The sequence below is a fragment of the Mycolicibacterium wolinskyi str. Jessa 2025 genome (assembly GCF_049241375.1).
GTDB classification, from domain to species: domain Bacteria; phylum Actinomycetota; class Actinomycetes; order Mycobacteriales; family Mycobacteriaceae; genus Mycobacterium; species Mycobacterium wolinskyi.
Genome location: NZ_CP185960.1, coordinates 3,383,934 through 3,397,372 on the forward strand (window position 1 = coordinate 3,383,934; position 13,439 = coordinate 3,397,372).

The window sequence follows — 13,439 nt, forward strand, 5'->3', positions numbered from 1 at the left end:
CCGGACGGTGTTGGCACTGGGTATGGCACGCACAGGAGATGTTCGATGAAGGTCCGGTTCGGCGTTGGACTCGGCGCAGACACGGGACCGGAGGCGTTGGGTGGCATCGTCGATGAGCTGGAGAGCGCCGGGGTGGACTCGGTCTGGTTCTCCGAACTCGTCTACACGCCTGCGGTGGACCCGTTCATCGGCATGGCCTACGCGCTGGCCCGCACCACCCGGTTGAAGGTTGGGACATCGGTCGCGATCCTGCCCGGACGCCATCCCGTCCTGGTCGCCAAACAGCTTGCGTCCCTTGCGGCGCTCGCGCCCAAGCGCGTGCTGCCGGTGTTCGGACTCCAGTCGGCGCTGACCGCCGAGCGCGCGGTGTTCGCGGTGCCACCGGGGCGTCGGGCAGCGGTGTTCGACGAATCGTTGCAGCTGCTGCGGGCGGTCCTACGGCAGCGCGACGTCTCGTTCGAGGGCGAGTTCTTCAGCGTGCCCGCCGCAGATGTCCAGCCGCTTCCCGCGCATCCGCTCGACATCTGGCTGGGCGGCTCGGCACCGTCGGCACTGACCCGGATCGGCAGATTCGGCGACGGCTGGCTCGGCAGCTTCCTCACGCCGCCCGAAGCGGCCGCGGCACGACAGCGGATCGAGCGCGCGGCAGAGGCCGCGGGGCGCGCGGTCGAACCGGACCACTACGGCATCAGCCTCGCGGTCGCGGACGGCCGGCTGCCCGCCGATACGGTCGCGGCGGTGCGCCGCCGCAGACCCGACGTGGACCCGGCAGAGCTCATCGCCACGGACTGGCCGGCACTGCACCGCCAACTCGATGCCTACCTTGCCGCCGGACTGACGAAATTCGTCATCCGTGCGGCCGGACCGACTGATCGCGACGCGTTCCTGGCGCGGTTCGTCGAGGAACTCCTGCCTCGGCAGAACTGAAGGTGTGCAATCGGGCGACGGGTGAACCCTACGGTGCCTAACGTCGTGTCAGGGGAGTGCGAACACCGCACGCGCGCCGAGCCCTGAGCAAAGGAGATGGTGCCATGAGCATGCGATTCCGGAGGCTGCGCAAACCGTTCACGATCGGCCTCACCGGGGTGTTGTCCGCGACAGCGGTCGCGTTGGCCCTGATGGCCGCACCCGCCGCGGTTGCCGACGACCGCTTGCAGTTCACCGGCACGACGCTGTCGGGTGCGCCGTTCGACGGGGCCAGTTTGGCGGGCCAGCCCGCGGTGCTGTGGTTCTGGACGCCGTGGTGCCCGTTCTGCAACGCGGAGGCGCCGTCGGTGAGCCGGGTGGCGGCCGCAAATCCGCAGGTCGCGTTCGTCGGCATCGCCGCACGTTCCGATGTCGCCGCGATGCAGGGCTTCGTCGACAAATACAACCTCGGCTTTCCCAATCTGAACGACGCCGACGGATCGATCTGGGCCCGATACAACGTGCCGTGGCAGCCCGCCTACGTGTTCTACCGCTCCGACGGATCCTCGACGTTCGTCAACAACCCGACGTCGGCGATGTCGCAACAGGAACTGGCCGACCGGGTGGCCGCACTCGGCGGCTGATCCGGGCGTGGAGCAAGATCTGCTCGGGTTGGCGTTCGGCGCGGGCCTGGTGGCCGCACTGAATCCGTGCGGATTCGCGATGCTGCCCGCCTACCTCGCGCTGGTGGTGCGCGGCGAAACCACGCCGGGAACGCCCGCGGCGCTGGGGCGTGCGCTGCTGGCAACGGTCGCGATGGCGGCCGGTTTCGTGGCGGTGTTCGCCACTTTCGGCGCCCTGACGATCGCGGCCGCCTCGACCGTGCAACGCTATCTGCCCTACATCACGGTGGTGATCGGCCTGATCCTGATCGGGCTGGGCTGTTGGCTGCTGGCCGGTCGGCATCTGGGGCTTCTGGTCCCGAAAGCCCTGACGCGCAACGGATCATGGGCGCCGACCGCACGCCTCGGCTCGATGCTGGGGTACGGCGTCGGCTATGCGCTGGCCTCGTTGTCGTGCACCGTCGGCCCGTTTCTGGCGGTGACCGGTGCCGGGCTGAAATCGGCTACGCCGCTGCGCGGAGTGCCGGTGTTCGCGGCCTACGCCGCGGGTTTCGCGTTGATCGTCGGGGTGCTGGCGGTCGCGGCGGCGTTGGCGAGCACAGTCGTGGTCGACCGGATGCGCCGAATTGTCCCCTACATCAACAGGATCAGTGGTGTGCTACTGGTCGCGGTCGGCGCGTACGTCAGCTACTACGGCGTTTACGAGATCCGCCTGTTCACCCCCGCCGGAAATCCGCAGGACCCGGTCATCGCCGCGGCCGGGCGCATCCAGGGCGCGGTGGCCGGCTGGGTTCACCAGCACGGGGCATGGCCGTGGATGCTGATCCTGGCCGGGCTCGTCGTGCTTGGGCTGACGTGGCGACTGGCGATCAGATACGCCGAGAGACGACGGCGCGCACATCCGGCCACGGTGGCCGACGCACCATAGCGGCGGTGGCCAGCGTGGCTGCCACCAAACCGATGAATTCGCCGAGCAACGCGATCCGCGTCGTGTCCACGGCGGGTACCCAGGTGGACTTGCCGCCATGTATGACGAAGACTCCGAGCGGTCGCGCCGAGACGCGGCCGTCGGCGCGGCGGCGCACCTTGCTCACGGGTATGACGGTCGACCCGTCGGGAGTCTGGTGCGGGTCACCGAATACCCGGGTCGTCTCGGGATCGACGGGCAGGTCCTCGAGCGCCTCGGGCAGCCGCATGTAGATGTCCTTTCGGTCAGCGGTCGAAATCGAGTTCGTCGTCAACCGGAACCACCATCGCCTGTTCGATGAGATCGGCTTCGCTGGCATCGGCATGGGTGGAGATACGCACCCGAACGGCGTCGAGCGTGGCGTACTCGTCGTCATCGACCCCGACCGGGGTCAGCTGTTCGACCGCGTCGGCTTCGGACACGACGTCGTCGAACGCGCGGTCGCCGGCTTGCGTCATGATCACCCCCGGTATGTCAATGCTCGTCCCGTCCGATTGTCCTACCTGTAATCTGGTGATTCAACGTTCTCAGGTCCATGGGGTACTGTCCGAGACCTGCACGATCGACGGGGGATGTTCCCTGGTAGTGGGGAACGCCAATTAAAGAAGCACCTTCAACTGTCAAAGGCTGCCGTGCCAGAGAAAACCACACATTTCGTGGCTCTCGAGCCGCACTTCGAGGACGTCCAGTCCCATTACGACCTGTCCGACGAATTCTTCCGGCTGTTTCTGGATCCGACCCAGACCTACAGCTGTGCCTACTTCGAGCGTCCCGACATGACGCTGGAGGAGGCGCAGCTGGCCAAGATCGACCTGTCGCTCGGCAAACTGGGGCTGCAGCCGGGGATGACGCTGCTCGACGTCGGCTGCGGATGGGGAGCCACACTGCGGCGCGCGGTCGAGCGCTATGACGTCAACGTCGTCGGCCTGACGCTCAGCCGCAATCAGCAGGCGCACGTCGCGCGCAGCTTCGAGGATCTCGCCACCGACCGGACCCGCCGGGTTCTGTTGGAGGGCTGGGAGAAGTTCGACGAGTCCGTGGACCGGATCGTTTCGATCGGTGCGTTCGAGCATTTCGGTGCCGACCGCTACGACGATTTCTTCCGGATGGCCTACACCGCGCTGCCCGACGACGGGGTGATGATGCTGCACACCATCGTCAAGCCCAGCGGCGAAGAGTTCGCCGCCCGCGGCCTCGCGTTGACCATGCGCCGGCTGCGGTTCTTCAAATTCATCATGGACGAGATCTTCCCCGGGGGTGAGCTTCCGTACGTCGCCCAAGTCGAGGAGCATGCTCGGCGCGCGGGCTTCCGGGTCGACCGGGTTCAGTCCCTGCGTCCGCACTACGCGCAGACGCTCGACATCTGGGCGGCCACGTTGCGCGACCGCAAAGACGAGGCGATCGCTCTGCAGTCCGAAGAGATGTACGAGCGGTACATGAAGTACCTGACCGGCTGTGCCGAACTGTTCCGCGAGGGCTACACCGACGTCTGCCAGTTCACCCTGGTCAAGTCGTCCTGACCGATCGCGCCGAGGCCGTTCAGCGGGCCGGTGGGCCGGGCTTCTCCTGCGCGGCGTCGCGCCGCCGGGCGGCCATCCCGGCCAGTGCCTCGAACACCACTCGGTGTGCGGCGTTGACGGTGAGTTCGGCGTGGTCGTAGGCCGGCGCGACCTCGACCACGTCGACGCCCGCGACGTCATGGCGGTAGCAGAGCTGCCGGACCATGCGAAGCAGGTCGGCGCTCGTGATCCCGCCGGGTTCCGGCGTCCCCGTGCCGGGTGCATGTGCCGGGTCGAGCACATCGATATCCACTGAGACATAGAGCTTTTCGGCCTTAGCGAGGGCTTCGGAGACCGCGTCGGCCATCACTTCCTTGAAACCCCGGTCCCAGATCTCCTGCATGGTGTGCCACGTCATGCCCTGTTCCAGCATCCATTCGAACGTGTCCTGCGGTGGCCAGTAACCACGCAGACCGACCTGAACGAAGTGGGTACCCGGGACCGCCCCGGATTCGATCAGCCTGCGCATCGGCGTGCCATGGCTGGCGAGATTGCCCTCGATGTTGTCAGCGGTGTCGGCATGTGCGTCGAAATGCACGATGCCCACGTTGCCGTAGCCGTGTACATCGGCCACCGCGGTCGCCGATGGCCACGTGATCGAGTGGTCGCCGCCGAGCACCACCGGGACGATTCCACGCGACGCCACGGTGTGGACGCGTTCCCGGATGTTGGCGTGTGAGACCTCGGTCTGCCCGTGCGGGCAGTAGGCGTCGCCGAAATCGACCACCTCGAGCCAGTCGAAGATCTCCAAGCCGAGATCGAGGTGATAGGTGCCGGGTTCGTATGCGGTGGCGCGAATGGCCCGTGGCCCGAACCGGGCGCCGGGCCGGTTGGTGGTCGCGATGTCGAACGGTGCCCCGACGATCGCCACGTCCGGCCGCCAGGCGTCGAGCTGATCCGTCTCGGTCAGGAACGGACGGTGTCCGAACGAGACCATCCCCGAATACGGCAGGTCGAGTTGTTCGGCGAGGCCCGGCGGCAACTCGCGGCTCGGCCTGTCCTCGTGATCCGCGCCCATGGCCCGACCCTACCGCCGTCGCCGCGACACCGGGCCGGGTCTGTCGAATCGCTACCTCATTGGGCGGCAACGGAACTGAGCGCACTCCGAAGTGGTTCGGGGACCGGTCGTTTGGCCCAGTCTGCTGTCGACAAGACGACGTAGACGTTGCGGCCGCGCACCGCCGGTCGCTCCGGCGTGGCGGGGTTGGAACCCAGCACCGTGAAACCCAGGGCGAAGCTCGTCGTCCCGATGTGCTCGCAGCACACCGCGACCCGAACGGTGTCGCGCCACCGCACCGAGGCCAGGAAGTCGATCTCGCTGTGCACAACCTGAAGGTCGTACCCCGAGGCGATGAGTCCCGGATAGGTCACCTCCAGGTGGTCGAGCAGCCCGGTGAGCGCCTCGTCGAACCACGTGAGGTAGTGGCCGTTGAACACGACACCCTGCTGATCGATCTCGGCGTAGCGCGGAACGATCGGAAAGGTGAACCCGCCCACGTGACTGCCTCCGTTGTCGCCTGCATTGCCGCTCCACCGTAATACCGGCGTGGCCGGCGGTACTTTGACCGTCCGCCGACACGCGCGAGACTTGACGCCGTGAAACTCGTGACCATCGATGACATCCGTGACGCCGCGCAACGAATCGCCGCCGACATCGTCCGCACCCCGTTGTTGCCCGCCGGCTGGGGAGATCCGGACCGGCCACTGTGGCTGAAGCCGGAGAACCTGCAACCGATCGGCGCATTCAAGATTCGCGGTGCGTTCAACGCGCTCGGGCGGTTGGATCCGGACGTCCGGGCCAGGGGAGTGGTGGCGTATTCCAGCGGCAACCACGCACAGGCCGTCGCCTACACCGCAGCGGCGTACGGCGTGACCGCGCACATCGTGATGCCCGAGGAGACGCCCAACGTCAAAGTCGAGGCGACCCGCGGACACGGGGCCGAGGTAGTGCTGTGCGGTGCCGGGCAGCGCGAACAAGTGGCCGACGAACTGGTCATCCGCACGGGCGGCGTTCTGATACCGCCGTTCGACCATCCCGACATCATTGCCGGTCAGGGCACCATCGGACTGGAGATGGCGCAGGACCTCACCGACGTTGCGGCCGTTCTGATCCCGATCAGCGGTGGCGGCCTGGCATCGGGAATCGGCACCGCGATCCGGGCGTTGTGCCCGCGCGCCAAGGTGTTCGGCGTCGAACCCGAACTCGCTGCCGACACGGCCGAGAGCCTGGCTCTCGGGCGCCGGGTCGAGTGGCCCGTGGCGCAGCGCAACCGGACGATCGCGGACGGTCTGCGATCGACCCCGTCCGAGTTGACCTTCGCGCACCTGCAGCAGGTTCTGGACGACGTCATCGTCGTCACCGAAGACGAGATCCGGTCGGCGGTGCGGGAATTGGCGTACCGTGCCCATCTGATCGCCGAACCCAGCGGAGCGGTGGCGCTTGCCGGCTACCGAAAGGCGGCCACGCCGGCCGGCCCGACCGCCGTCGTGGTCTCCGGTGGCAACGTCGAGCCGCCGATGTTGCGCGAGATCCTGTCGGTTTAGTGCACGCCCTCCATCAGGCGGGTGATCCATCCCGACATCGCGAACACCACCACACCGGCAAAGATCGCGACGGCACCCAGGATGCCGAAGTAGGCGAATTCGTGCGCGGGATCGTAACGCTGTGCGAGTACGCCGGACATCGCGGTTCCCAGGCCCACCGAGAAGAAGTACAGCGCCATCATCTGCGCCCGGAATGCTTCTGGCGCAAGCTTCGTCGTCACCGACAAGCCGATGGGGGACAGGAGCAGTTCGGAAATCGCGAACACCGCCATGATGCCGGTCACCAACAGTGCCGGAACCGCTCGCCCGGTTGTCCCCGCCATCGGCAGGAACAACAGGAACGCCGCGCCCATGCCGATCACGCCGTAGGCGAACTTGCGCGGCGTGGTCGGCGCACGATTTCCGAGCCGCGTCCACAGAATCGCGAAAAGCGGTGACAGCAAGATGATCCAGACCGGCTCGATCGAACCGATCCAGTTCGACGGCGCGGTCCAGCCGAAGATCGACCAGTTCATCCGTTCGTCGGAGTACACCGCGAGAACCGTGAAGATCTGCTGGAACAGCGACCAGAACACCGCGTTGGCGATGAAGAGCGGTATGAATGCCCGGACTCGGGTGCGCTCGACGGGCGTGACCTTGGCGCTGGTCAACATCACCGTGAAGTACATCAGCGAGGCGACGACGATCACCACCGTCGTGGCCTGCGACAGGTTCGCCAACGTGACCACTCCGGACAGGAACAAGGCGGCGGCGACGAGCGCCAGCGCGGCAACGGCCGCGACGACCTTGCCGATTGCACCGGACGGCAACGGGTTCGGGACGATACGTCCGTGCGTGCCGAGGTTGCGCCGGAACAATACGTACTGGGTCAGCCCCAACCCCATACCGACTGCGGCGGCGCCGAATCCGTAATGAAAGCCGAGACGAGTCTGCAGCAACCCGGTGACCAGCGGGCCGACAAAGGCGCCCAGATTGATGCCGAGATAGAACAGCGTGAAACCGCCGTCGCAGCGCGCATCACCCTTTTCGTACAGGGTGCCCAGCAGCGACGAGGCGTTGGCTTTCAATGCCCCTGAACCGAGCGCCACGAGCACCAGGCCGAGGCCCACACCCGTCAAACCGGGAATCACCGCCGGCGCGATGTGGCCCGCCATGACCACGACTCCGCCGTAGAACACCGTCCGCTCCATGCCGAGGACACGGTCGGCGATCCAGCCGCCGAGCACCGTCGCCAGGTACACCAACCCGCCGTAGGCGCCCACGATGCCGGTCGCGGTGGCCTTGGGTAAACCGAGTCCACCGTCGGTGGCCGTGTAATACAGGTAGTAGCCGAGGATCGTGAGCATCCCGTAGAAGGAGAACCGTTCCCAGAGCTCGACTCCGAAGAGGTTCGCCAACCCGACGGGATGGCCGAAGAACGTGCGCCGGGTGTGTGAGTCCTGCACAGCAGCCATGCGGTCACCCTGCCACTCCGGCGGGCTGCGGCGGGGATTTTCGTCGGTTCCTCGGCAAACCGATGTTGCGCTGTGTTCACCGCGTTCTGTGGCACAGCACATTTCGGGTGATCGAGGGTGGGGGCCGCAGGTGTACTCGAGGTCCTGGTCACCGGTAAGGTCTGCCGAACAAGGTGGACGACGGCCACACTTTCCGGTCCGATCCGATGCTTCGGTGGCGGACCACCGTTTCGTGGCCACAGCTCCGAGGGGGTGGGTGTGGACGCGGTGCTCGGCGTCTCTCTGACTCCGTCCACCGTCGGTCTCGTCCTGGTCGAAGGGCACGAGGCCGATGGGGCCACCGTCAACCACGAGACTTACGACATTCGTGACCTCGAACCGTTGGCGTTGGCCGAAGTCACCGACCGCGTCGTCGCCGCGGTCGCCCGTGCCGAGGCGGTCACCGCCGGACGGGGCAACCGCCTGCAATCCATCGGCGTCACGTGGAGCGACGGCGCCGATATCGAGGCCTCTCAGCTGCTGTCGGCGCTGTCCGACGCGGGTTTCGCGAACGTGTTACCCATCCGCTTCCCGCAGGCGACAGACACACTGGCACGCGGCATCGCCGGTGTCGTGGGTTTCGACACCACCGTCGTCTGCGTGATCGAGCCCGAATTGATCCTGGCGCTCACTGCGAGTCCCGGTGACGGGCCGGTGCAGACCACCCAGGTCCATGGCATCGAGACCGTGCAGGGCCTGGCCGATTGGCTGTGTGGCCTGTTCGCGGCAGCCACCTCACGGCCGGATGCCCTCGTGGTGGTCGGGTCGGCTGTCGATTTCGACGCCGTAATGCCGAAACTCCAAGCCGCCCTTGAGGTTCCGGTATTCACGCCGGCCGATGAGGGCGTCGCGTTGGCCCGCGGTGCGGCGCTGGCGTCCGCGCGCCGTGGCCGTTTCATGTTCACCGAACCCGCGCGAGGCCCCGAACCCAGACATTGGGGGCCGGCGAGCTCGCGCCGGCGGTCATGCTGGCCGTCGGCGTCATCACGTTCGTGGTGTCGCTGTCGTTGGCCATCAGTCATCACGTCGCGGCGCCCGAACCGGAAGCCGGCCCGCGCCAGACGCGTCCGGTGGTCAATGTCTCCGGCGCGCCCGCCGCGACCCAGCACATCCCCGCGGCCGTGATTCCGCCTGCGCCGACATCGATCCCGGGGGTCGCGCCGGTCGTCGTCGAGCCGCCCGCCGCCGTCGAGCCCGCCGCGCCGGAGTTCATCACCGAACCCGAAGCGGGGGCGGTTCCCGCCGACATCCCGCCGCCGGTCGTTGTTCCCCCGACGCCTGCGCCGGAGGCTGTTCCGCCGGTTCTCTCGCCGCCGATCCCGACCAAGAAGCCGCTGCTCACCAGAATTCGTGACCGCTTGCGCGGCGGCCCCGATGTGCCCGAACAGCAACCTTTCATAGGCCCGGTGCCACCGGCGCCGAACGCGCCTCCGCCCGGGGCCGTGCCACCACCGGTCGAAGCCCCACCCCCGGTCGGTCCGGAGCCGGCCCCGCCGCCGCCACCACCCCCAGCGGAGATGCCGCCGCCGGAGGCCATGCCCCCACCGCTGCCACCGCCGGCGCCGCCGCCGCCCGTGCCGTGAAACAGCGGCTATTGTCGATTCGGTGAATCCAGCTGCGGTGCGGACGGGGTTGCGGATCTGCATCGTCGCAGCTGTGGTGGCGGCCATCGTGCTGGTCGAGACCACGACGCGGTCGGGGGTTTTGTGGCGGCTCATCACCTTCACCTACCAGGCCAATCTGCTTGCGGCCGCGTTCTATGTCTGGACGCTGGTCTCGCGGCGGGCCGACGCCAGAGCGGGTTTGCGCGGCGCGGTCGTGGTCTACGTGTTGGTGGCCGGCGTCATCTGGAATCTCTTTCTCACCGAGGCGAGCATGGGATACACCCCGGCCAATCTGCTCTTGCACGTCCTGGTGCCCCTGCTGGCCGTCGCCGAGTGGCTTCTGGTCGGTGACGCTCAGGGCAGTATTCGATGGTGGCAACCATTGATCTGGCTGCTCTATCCCGCCGCCTACGTCGGGCTTGCGTTGCTGGTGTTGAGCAGCGCCGGGCGCCGGGTGCCGTACTACTTCCTCGATCCGGATGCCGTCGGCAACCTCGGTGTACTGGCCAACGTCGGCCTGCTCGGGCTGGTTTTCGTCGGCTTCGGATATGCGTTGATGGCGCACGGCCGCAGTGCCGCCCGAGCGCGGGTCGAGCTTGGATGAAACGTTCTGGCAGGACGTGTCGATGAAGTGACCATGGGCAGCTCCCGCCGTGATCCTGACGTCGCGCCGGCCGGTGCCGAGTCGCGCCTGACCGGTGCCGATCGCGCCACGACCTACACTGGAGGAATGCTGAGCACACCATCGCCCACGACGAGGACAGTTCGTGTCTCGGTACTGAAGGTGTTTGCGGCGGTCGGCGTCGCCGTCCTCGCTCTCGCAGCCTCGGTTAACGTCGCACAAGCCGGTGTCAGCACCGGCGCCACCGCAGCCAAGATCGAGCCGGCTGCGGGCGACGTCGTGGGTGTCGCACACCCCGTGACCGTCACCTTCACCGCGCCGGTGACCGATCGCCGAGCAGCCGAGAAGAGCCTGCGGGTGTCCTCGACGAGCACCCCGACCGGGGAGTTCACCTGGCTCAGTGACGATGTCATGCAGTGGACACCCGATCAGTTCTGGCCGGCGCATTCGACCATCTCCGTCGCCGCGGGCGGCGCGAAGACGAGCTTCGAGACGGGTGCCGCGGTGGTTGGCGTCGCCGACATCGACGCGCACACCTTCACCGTCAGTATCGATGACGAGGTGGTGCGCGAGATGCCGGCATCCATGGGCAAGCCCAAGTTCCCGACACCCACCGGCACGTTCACCGCGCTGTCCAAAGAACCTGTCGTGGTGATGGATTCACGGACCATCGGCATTCCGCTGAGCGATCCCGAGGGCTACAAACTCACTGTCAACGACGCGGTGCGCGTGACGTGGGGCGGGGTGTATGTGCACGGTGCGCCGTGGTCGGTGGGATCGCAGGGCTATGCGAACGTCAGCCACGGGTGCATCAACCTCAGCCCGGACAACGCAGCCTGGTACTTCGACACGGTCAGCGTGGGCGATCCGATCATCGTGCGGGCGTAGCGGCCGCGTGCAGGTTCTTGGCTGTCGGTGAGGTGGCCACGGTAGCCGGGTCGGGGTAGGTGCCCAGTATCCGGTCTGCGGTGCCCGTGCTCGTCACGGTGAACCAGAAGTGCTCGTTCTTGTAGTGGTGATTTCGGTGATTGCGCCATATCGCCCGGTAAACCGCGGTTTTGGGATTGTAGTCGCTGTGGATCAAATAGTGGCACCATTCGTATCCCAGCCCTAGAACCGTCAAGAACGTCAGAAATGTCAGGCCGAGTTCCAGCCGAGGGAACGCCAGCACCGCAATCGCCACCGCAAGCGGCAACACCCACAGCAGGGCTCGCCACGGGATGAAGATCAACGGGATGTCGCGCGGGTCGACGTGGTGCCTACGATGGTCGCGCGCGAGTATCGAGTCAACCGTGATACGACCGAATCTCCGTGGGCGCCAGTGCAATACGAATACGTGAATGATCCATTCGAACAGGGGGAACACCGCAAGCATCACCACGGGCACGACGGCGTCGGTCAACTGCCAGTCGCCGAGAGCGATGCGCGCGGTCGCCGAAACCATCAGCGTGCCACCGATCATCCAGGGGGAGGGGTGCCTGATGAACTCGCGAGCGGCATCGCCCAGCGTGAATCCCTTGCGTGTCATCGGATTTCCTCCAAAGCCTCCAGGGCGCCCAGCAGTGCGCCGGTAGCCGGTTCGAGAAGTTCGTGGGCGGCTTGCCGGGCCGCGGCGGCGTCGCCCGCCGCGATGGCGTCAGCGACGCGTCGGTACGCCTCCGGCCGGCCTACCTCCTCGGCCATCAGCGTGGCGAGTGCCGGCAGCACCGGCTCGTATGTCTCGCGAAGAGTGTTGAACATCAACCGGAATGCGATCGAATCCGCGCCGTCGACCACGTGATCCCAGAACGTCATCGCATGACGTTGTTGTTCGATGGGGTCCGGTTCGGACTCGAGGGCACCGAGCGTCTCGTTCAGAAGGTCGGGCATCTCGGGCTGCCTGCGTTGCGCGGCGAGCTCGGCGACCTTGGGGCCATTGTGCAGCCGAGTCTCCAGAATGCTCCGGACCACCGAGATGTCGAGTTCACCCGCCCGGAAGAGCAGGCGCGGTAGAAGGTCGAGTCCGGCATGCCGGCGAAAGTCCCGCACCGTCGTGGCGTCCCCCTGGCGCACCTCGACCAGGCCTGCGGCGGTCAGCCGCTTGATGGCCTCGCGTACCGCGGGGCGCGACACTCCGAGAACCTCGGCGAGCTTTCGCTCACTCGGCAGCGACTCGCCGGGTTGCATCTCGCCACTCAGTACCTCGGAAATGATCTGGTCGAATACGTCCTCGGGGACGGATCGCCGGTTCACCGGTTGCAGGGCCATGGACTCATGGTGCAGCCTTGCCGGTAAGAGGTCAAGTGGTCAGACCAGTTATTCGAACTGCCGATCAGCGCAACGCGGCAGCGGTCTGTTCGTCGGCGGGCAGGAACGCCTCGATGCTGAGCTCAGCGGCGGTGAGATCGAGCGCGGTGCCGAAGGTGGTCACAGTCGAGAGGAAGGTGAGGGTGTCTCCGTCAGGTGTGGCCAACTCCAGTGGCACCACCACGCCGCCCAGATCGCGCACCGGCGCCATCCCGCCCGGGTAGGACTCGATTTCGGCCAGAAGGTCGGCCAGCTCGGCCGAACCGCTCACCGCCACCTCGCGGCGCAGCCGGGTGATGAGATGGTGACGCCATTCGGCAAGGTTGCGAATACGCGGTGCCATGCCCTCGGGATGCAAGGTGATGCGCAGTGCATTCGGCTCGGCCAGCAGGTGCTGTGCGACCCCTTCCAGCATGACCCCGGCACCGGCGTTGGCCTGCAACAGATTCCATCCGCGATCGATCACCACGCAGGGATATGGGTTGTAGGCCTCCAGCACGCGACTGACGCCTTCCCGCACGGCGGCCATGTCGGGGTCGTCGAGTGTCCGCTCGGTGTACACCGGTGCCAAGCCCGCCGCCAGCAGCAGTTGATTTTGTTCGCGCAACGGCACTTCGAGCACTTCGGCGAGACGCAGCACCATCGCGCGGCTCGGGACGGACCGACCGGTCTCGATGAAGCTGACATGCCGCGCCGAGACGTCTGCCTCGATTGCCAGGTCGAGCTGACTGATCCGGCGGCGCTGCCGCCACTCGCGCATGAGCGGACCGATCGGTGTCTGGGGGGCGATGGTGGTCACCAGCTGAGTGTCACCCATCCGCGGTCGGGGCTGCCA

17 protein-coding genes are annotated in these 13,439 nt (G+C 66.8%); 9 read left to right on the forward strand and 8 right to left on the reverse strand.

Annotation, left to right across the window (positions count from 1 at the left end; all coding sequences use genetic code 11):
• Positions 1–45 precede the first annotated feature (45 nt).
• The 3 genes from ACOI2T_RS16610 to ACOI2T_RS16620 all read left to right on the forward strand — a co-directional run bounded on the left by ACOI2T_RS16610 (position 46) and on the right by ACOI2T_RS16620 (position 2,457).
• A complete protein-coding gene (locus ACOI2T_RS16610; RefSeq protein ID WP_409505713.1) occupies positions 46–927 on the forward strand; it encodes a TIGR03854 family LLM class F420-dependent oxidoreductase in 882 nt (293 codons plus the stop codon).
• Between the two features lie 104 nt (positions 928–1,031).
• Positions 1,032–1,550 carry a disulfide bond-forming protein DsbE gene (gene dsbE, locus ACOI2T_RS16615; RefSeq protein ID WP_409505714.1) on the forward strand — a complete coding sequence of 173 codons (519 nt, stop codon included), beginning with the start codon at positions 1,032–1,034 and terminating at the stop codon, positions 1,548–1,550.
• Between the two features lie 7 nt (positions 1,551–1,557).
• Positions 1,558–2,457, forward strand: a complete 900-nt coding sequence (locus ACOI2T_RS16620) for a cytochrome c biogenesis CcdA family protein (RefSeq protein WP_409505715.1) — start codon at positions 1,558–1,560, stop codon at positions 2,455–2,457.
• On the opposite strand, the gene ACOI2T_RS16625 is transcribed toward ACOI2T_RS16620, so the two are convergent.
• Both ACOI2T_RS16625 and ACOI2T_RS16630 read right to left on the reverse strand, forming a co-directional pair.
• Positions 2,399–2,725, reverse strand: a complete 327-nt coding sequence (locus ACOI2T_RS16625) for a hypothetical protein (RefSeq protein ID WP_110775435.1) — start codon at positions 2,723–2,725, stop codon at positions 2,399–2,401. The two genes, ACOI2T_RS16620 and ACOI2T_RS16625, sit on opposite strands and share 59 nt — an antisense overlap.
• Before the next feature lie 16 nt (positions 2,726–2,741).
• The gene (locus ACOI2T_RS16630; RefSeq protein ID WP_409505716.1) at positions 2,742–2,954 is read right to left on the reverse strand and encodes an Rv3202a family protein; all 213 of its coding nucleotides are present in this window, start codon (positions 2,952–2,954) and stop codon (positions 2,742–2,744) included.
• 174 nt (positions 2,955–3,128) lie between these two features.
• On the opposite strand from ACOI2T_RS16630, the gene ACOI2T_RS16635 reads away from it, so the two are divergent.
• On the forward strand, positions 3,129–4,016 hold the full coding sequence (locus tag ACOI2T_RS16635; protein ID WP_409505717.1) for a cyclopropane mycolic acid synthase family methyltransferase: 888 nt from the start codon (positions 3,129–3,131) through the stop codon (positions 4,014–4,016).
• Between the two features lie 19 nt (positions 4,017–4,035).
• Here the strand turns inward: ACOI2T_RS16635 and speB are convergent, their stop codons facing one another.
• Together speB and ACOI2T_RS16645 are read right to left on the reverse strand one after the other, a co-directional pair.
• Positions 4,036–5,073 (reverse strand): agmatinase, encoded by a 1,038-nt coding sequence (speB, locus tag ACOI2T_RS16640; protein ID WP_409505718.1) that lies wholly within the window; start codon positions 5,071–5,073, stop codon positions 4,036–4,038.
• Between the two features lie 56 nt (positions 5,074–5,129).
• Positions 5,130–5,552, reverse strand: a complete 423-nt coding sequence (locus ACOI2T_RS16645; protein ID WP_067855890.1) for an acyl-CoA thioesterase — start codon at positions 5,550–5,552, stop codon at positions 5,130–5,132.
• A 99-nt stretch (positions 5,553–5,651) separates the two neighbouring features.
• On the opposite strand from ACOI2T_RS16645, the gene ACOI2T_RS16650 reads away from it, so the two are divergent.
• Entirely contained in the window at positions 5,652–6,599 is a 948-nt protein-coding gene (locus ACOI2T_RS16650) for a threonine ammonia-lyase (RefSeq protein ID WP_409505719.1), read from the forward strand.
• Here the strand turns inward: ACOI2T_RS16650 and ACOI2T_RS16655 are convergent.
• Positions 6,596–8,053: a peptide MFS transporter gene (locus ACOI2T_RS16655; RefSeq protein WP_409505720.1), complete on the reverse strand. Its 1,458-nt coding sequence runs from the start codon at positions 8,051–8,053 to the stop codon at positions 6,596–6,598. The two genes, ACOI2T_RS16650 and ACOI2T_RS16655, sit on opposite strands and share 4 nt — an antisense overlap.
• A gap of 258 nt (positions 8,054–8,311) precedes the next feature.
• On the opposite strand from ACOI2T_RS16655, the gene ACOI2T_RS16660 reads away from it, so the two are divergent.
• The 4 genes from ACOI2T_RS16660 (at position 8,312) to ACOI2T_RS16675 (ending at position 11,206) form a co-directional block, all read left to right on the forward strand.
• Positions 8,312–9,217 (forward strand): DUF7159 family protein, encoded by a 906-nt coding sequence (locus ACOI2T_RS16660; protein ID WP_421877052.1) that lies wholly within the window; start codon positions 8,312–8,314, stop codon positions 9,215–9,217.
• Positions 9,163–9,675, forward strand: coding sequence for a hypothetical protein (locus ACOI2T_RS16665; RefSeq protein WP_421877055.1), 513 nt, complete (start codon positions 9,163–9,165; stop codon positions 9,673–9,675). The genes ACOI2T_RS16660 and ACOI2T_RS16665 overlap by 55 nt, the downstream gene beginning before the upstream one ends.
• A gap of 22 nt (positions 9,676–9,697) precedes the next feature.
• Positions 9,698–10,300 (forward strand): Pr6Pr family membrane protein, encoded by a 603-nt coding sequence (locus tag ACOI2T_RS16670; protein ID WP_409505722.1) that lies wholly within the window; start codon positions 9,698–9,700, stop codon positions 10,298–10,300.
• A gap of 126 nt (positions 10,301–10,426) precedes the next feature.
• Entirely contained in the window at positions 10,427–11,206 is a 780-nt protein-coding gene (locus tag ACOI2T_RS16675; RefSeq protein ID WP_409505723.1) for a L,D-transpeptidase, read from the forward strand.
• Here the strand turns inward: ACOI2T_RS16675 and ACOI2T_RS16680 are convergent.
• From ACOI2T_RS16680 to ACOI2T_RS16690, 3 genes are all read right to left on the reverse strand, one after another.
• A complete protein-coding gene (locus ACOI2T_RS16680) occupies positions 11,190–11,846 on the reverse strand; it encodes a sterol desaturase family protein (protein WP_409505724.1) in 657 nt (218 codons plus the stop codon). The two genes, ACOI2T_RS16675 and ACOI2T_RS16680, sit on opposite strands and share 17 nt — an antisense overlap.
• Complete coding sequence (locus tag ACOI2T_RS16685) at positions 11,843–12,565, reverse strand: FadR/GntR family transcriptional regulator (protein WP_409505725.1); 723 nt, start codon at positions 12,563–12,565, stop codon at positions 11,843–11,845. Before ACOI2T_RS16685 ends, ACOI2T_RS16680 begins: the two co-directional genes overlap by 4 nt.
• A 64-nt stretch (positions 12,566–12,629) precedes the next feature.
• Complete coding sequence (locus ACOI2T_RS16690) at positions 12,630–13,421, reverse strand: helix-turn-helix domain-containing protein (protein ID WP_409505726.1); 792 nt, start codon at positions 13,419–13,421, stop codon at positions 12,630–12,632.
• Positions 13,422–13,439: the final 18 nt, after the last annotated feature.

Bases quoted from the DNA above. Each gene is read 5' to 3' on its own strand.
- ACOI2T_RS16685 (WP_409505725.1), bottom strand. From the start codon at position 12,565: ATGGCCCTGCAACCGGTGAACCGGCGATCCGTCCCCGAGGACGTATTC.
- ACOI2T_RS16675 (WP_409505723.1), top strand. From the start codon at position 10,427: ATGCTGAGCACACCATCGCCCACGACGAGGACAGTTCGTGTCTCGGTA.
- ACOI2T_RS16690 (WP_409505726.1), bottom strand. From the start codon at position 13,421: ATGGGTGACACTCAGCTGGTGACCACCATCGCCCCCCAGACACCGATC.
- ACOI2T_RS16625 (WP_110775435.1), bottom strand. From the start codon at position 2,725: ATGCGGCTGCCCGAGGCGCTCGAGGACCTGCCCGTCGATCCCGAGACG.
- ACOI2T_RS16630 (WP_409505716.1), bottom strand. From the start codon at position 2,954: ATGACGCAAGCCGGCGACCGCGCGTTCGACGACGTCGTGTCCGAAGCC.
- ACOI2T_RS16610 (WP_409505713.1), top strand. From the start codon at position 46: ATGAAGGTCCGGTTCGGCGTTGGACTCGGCGCAGACACGGGACCGGAG.
- ACOI2T_RS16680 (WP_409505724.1), bottom strand. From the start codon at position 11,846: ATGACACGCAAGGGATTCACGCTGGGCGATGCCGCTCGCGAGTTCATC.
- dsbE (WP_409505714.1), top strand. From the start codon at position 1,032: ATGAGCATGCGATTCCGGAGGCTGCGCAAACCGTTCACGATCGGCCTC.
- ACOI2T_RS16655 (WP_409505720.1), bottom strand. From the start codon at position 8,053: ATGGCTGCTGTGCAGGACTCACACACCCGGCGCACGTTCTTCGGCCAT.
- speB (WP_409505718.1), bottom strand. From the start codon at position 5,073: ATGGGCGCGGATCACGAGGACAGGCCGAGCCGCGAGTTGCCGCCGGGC.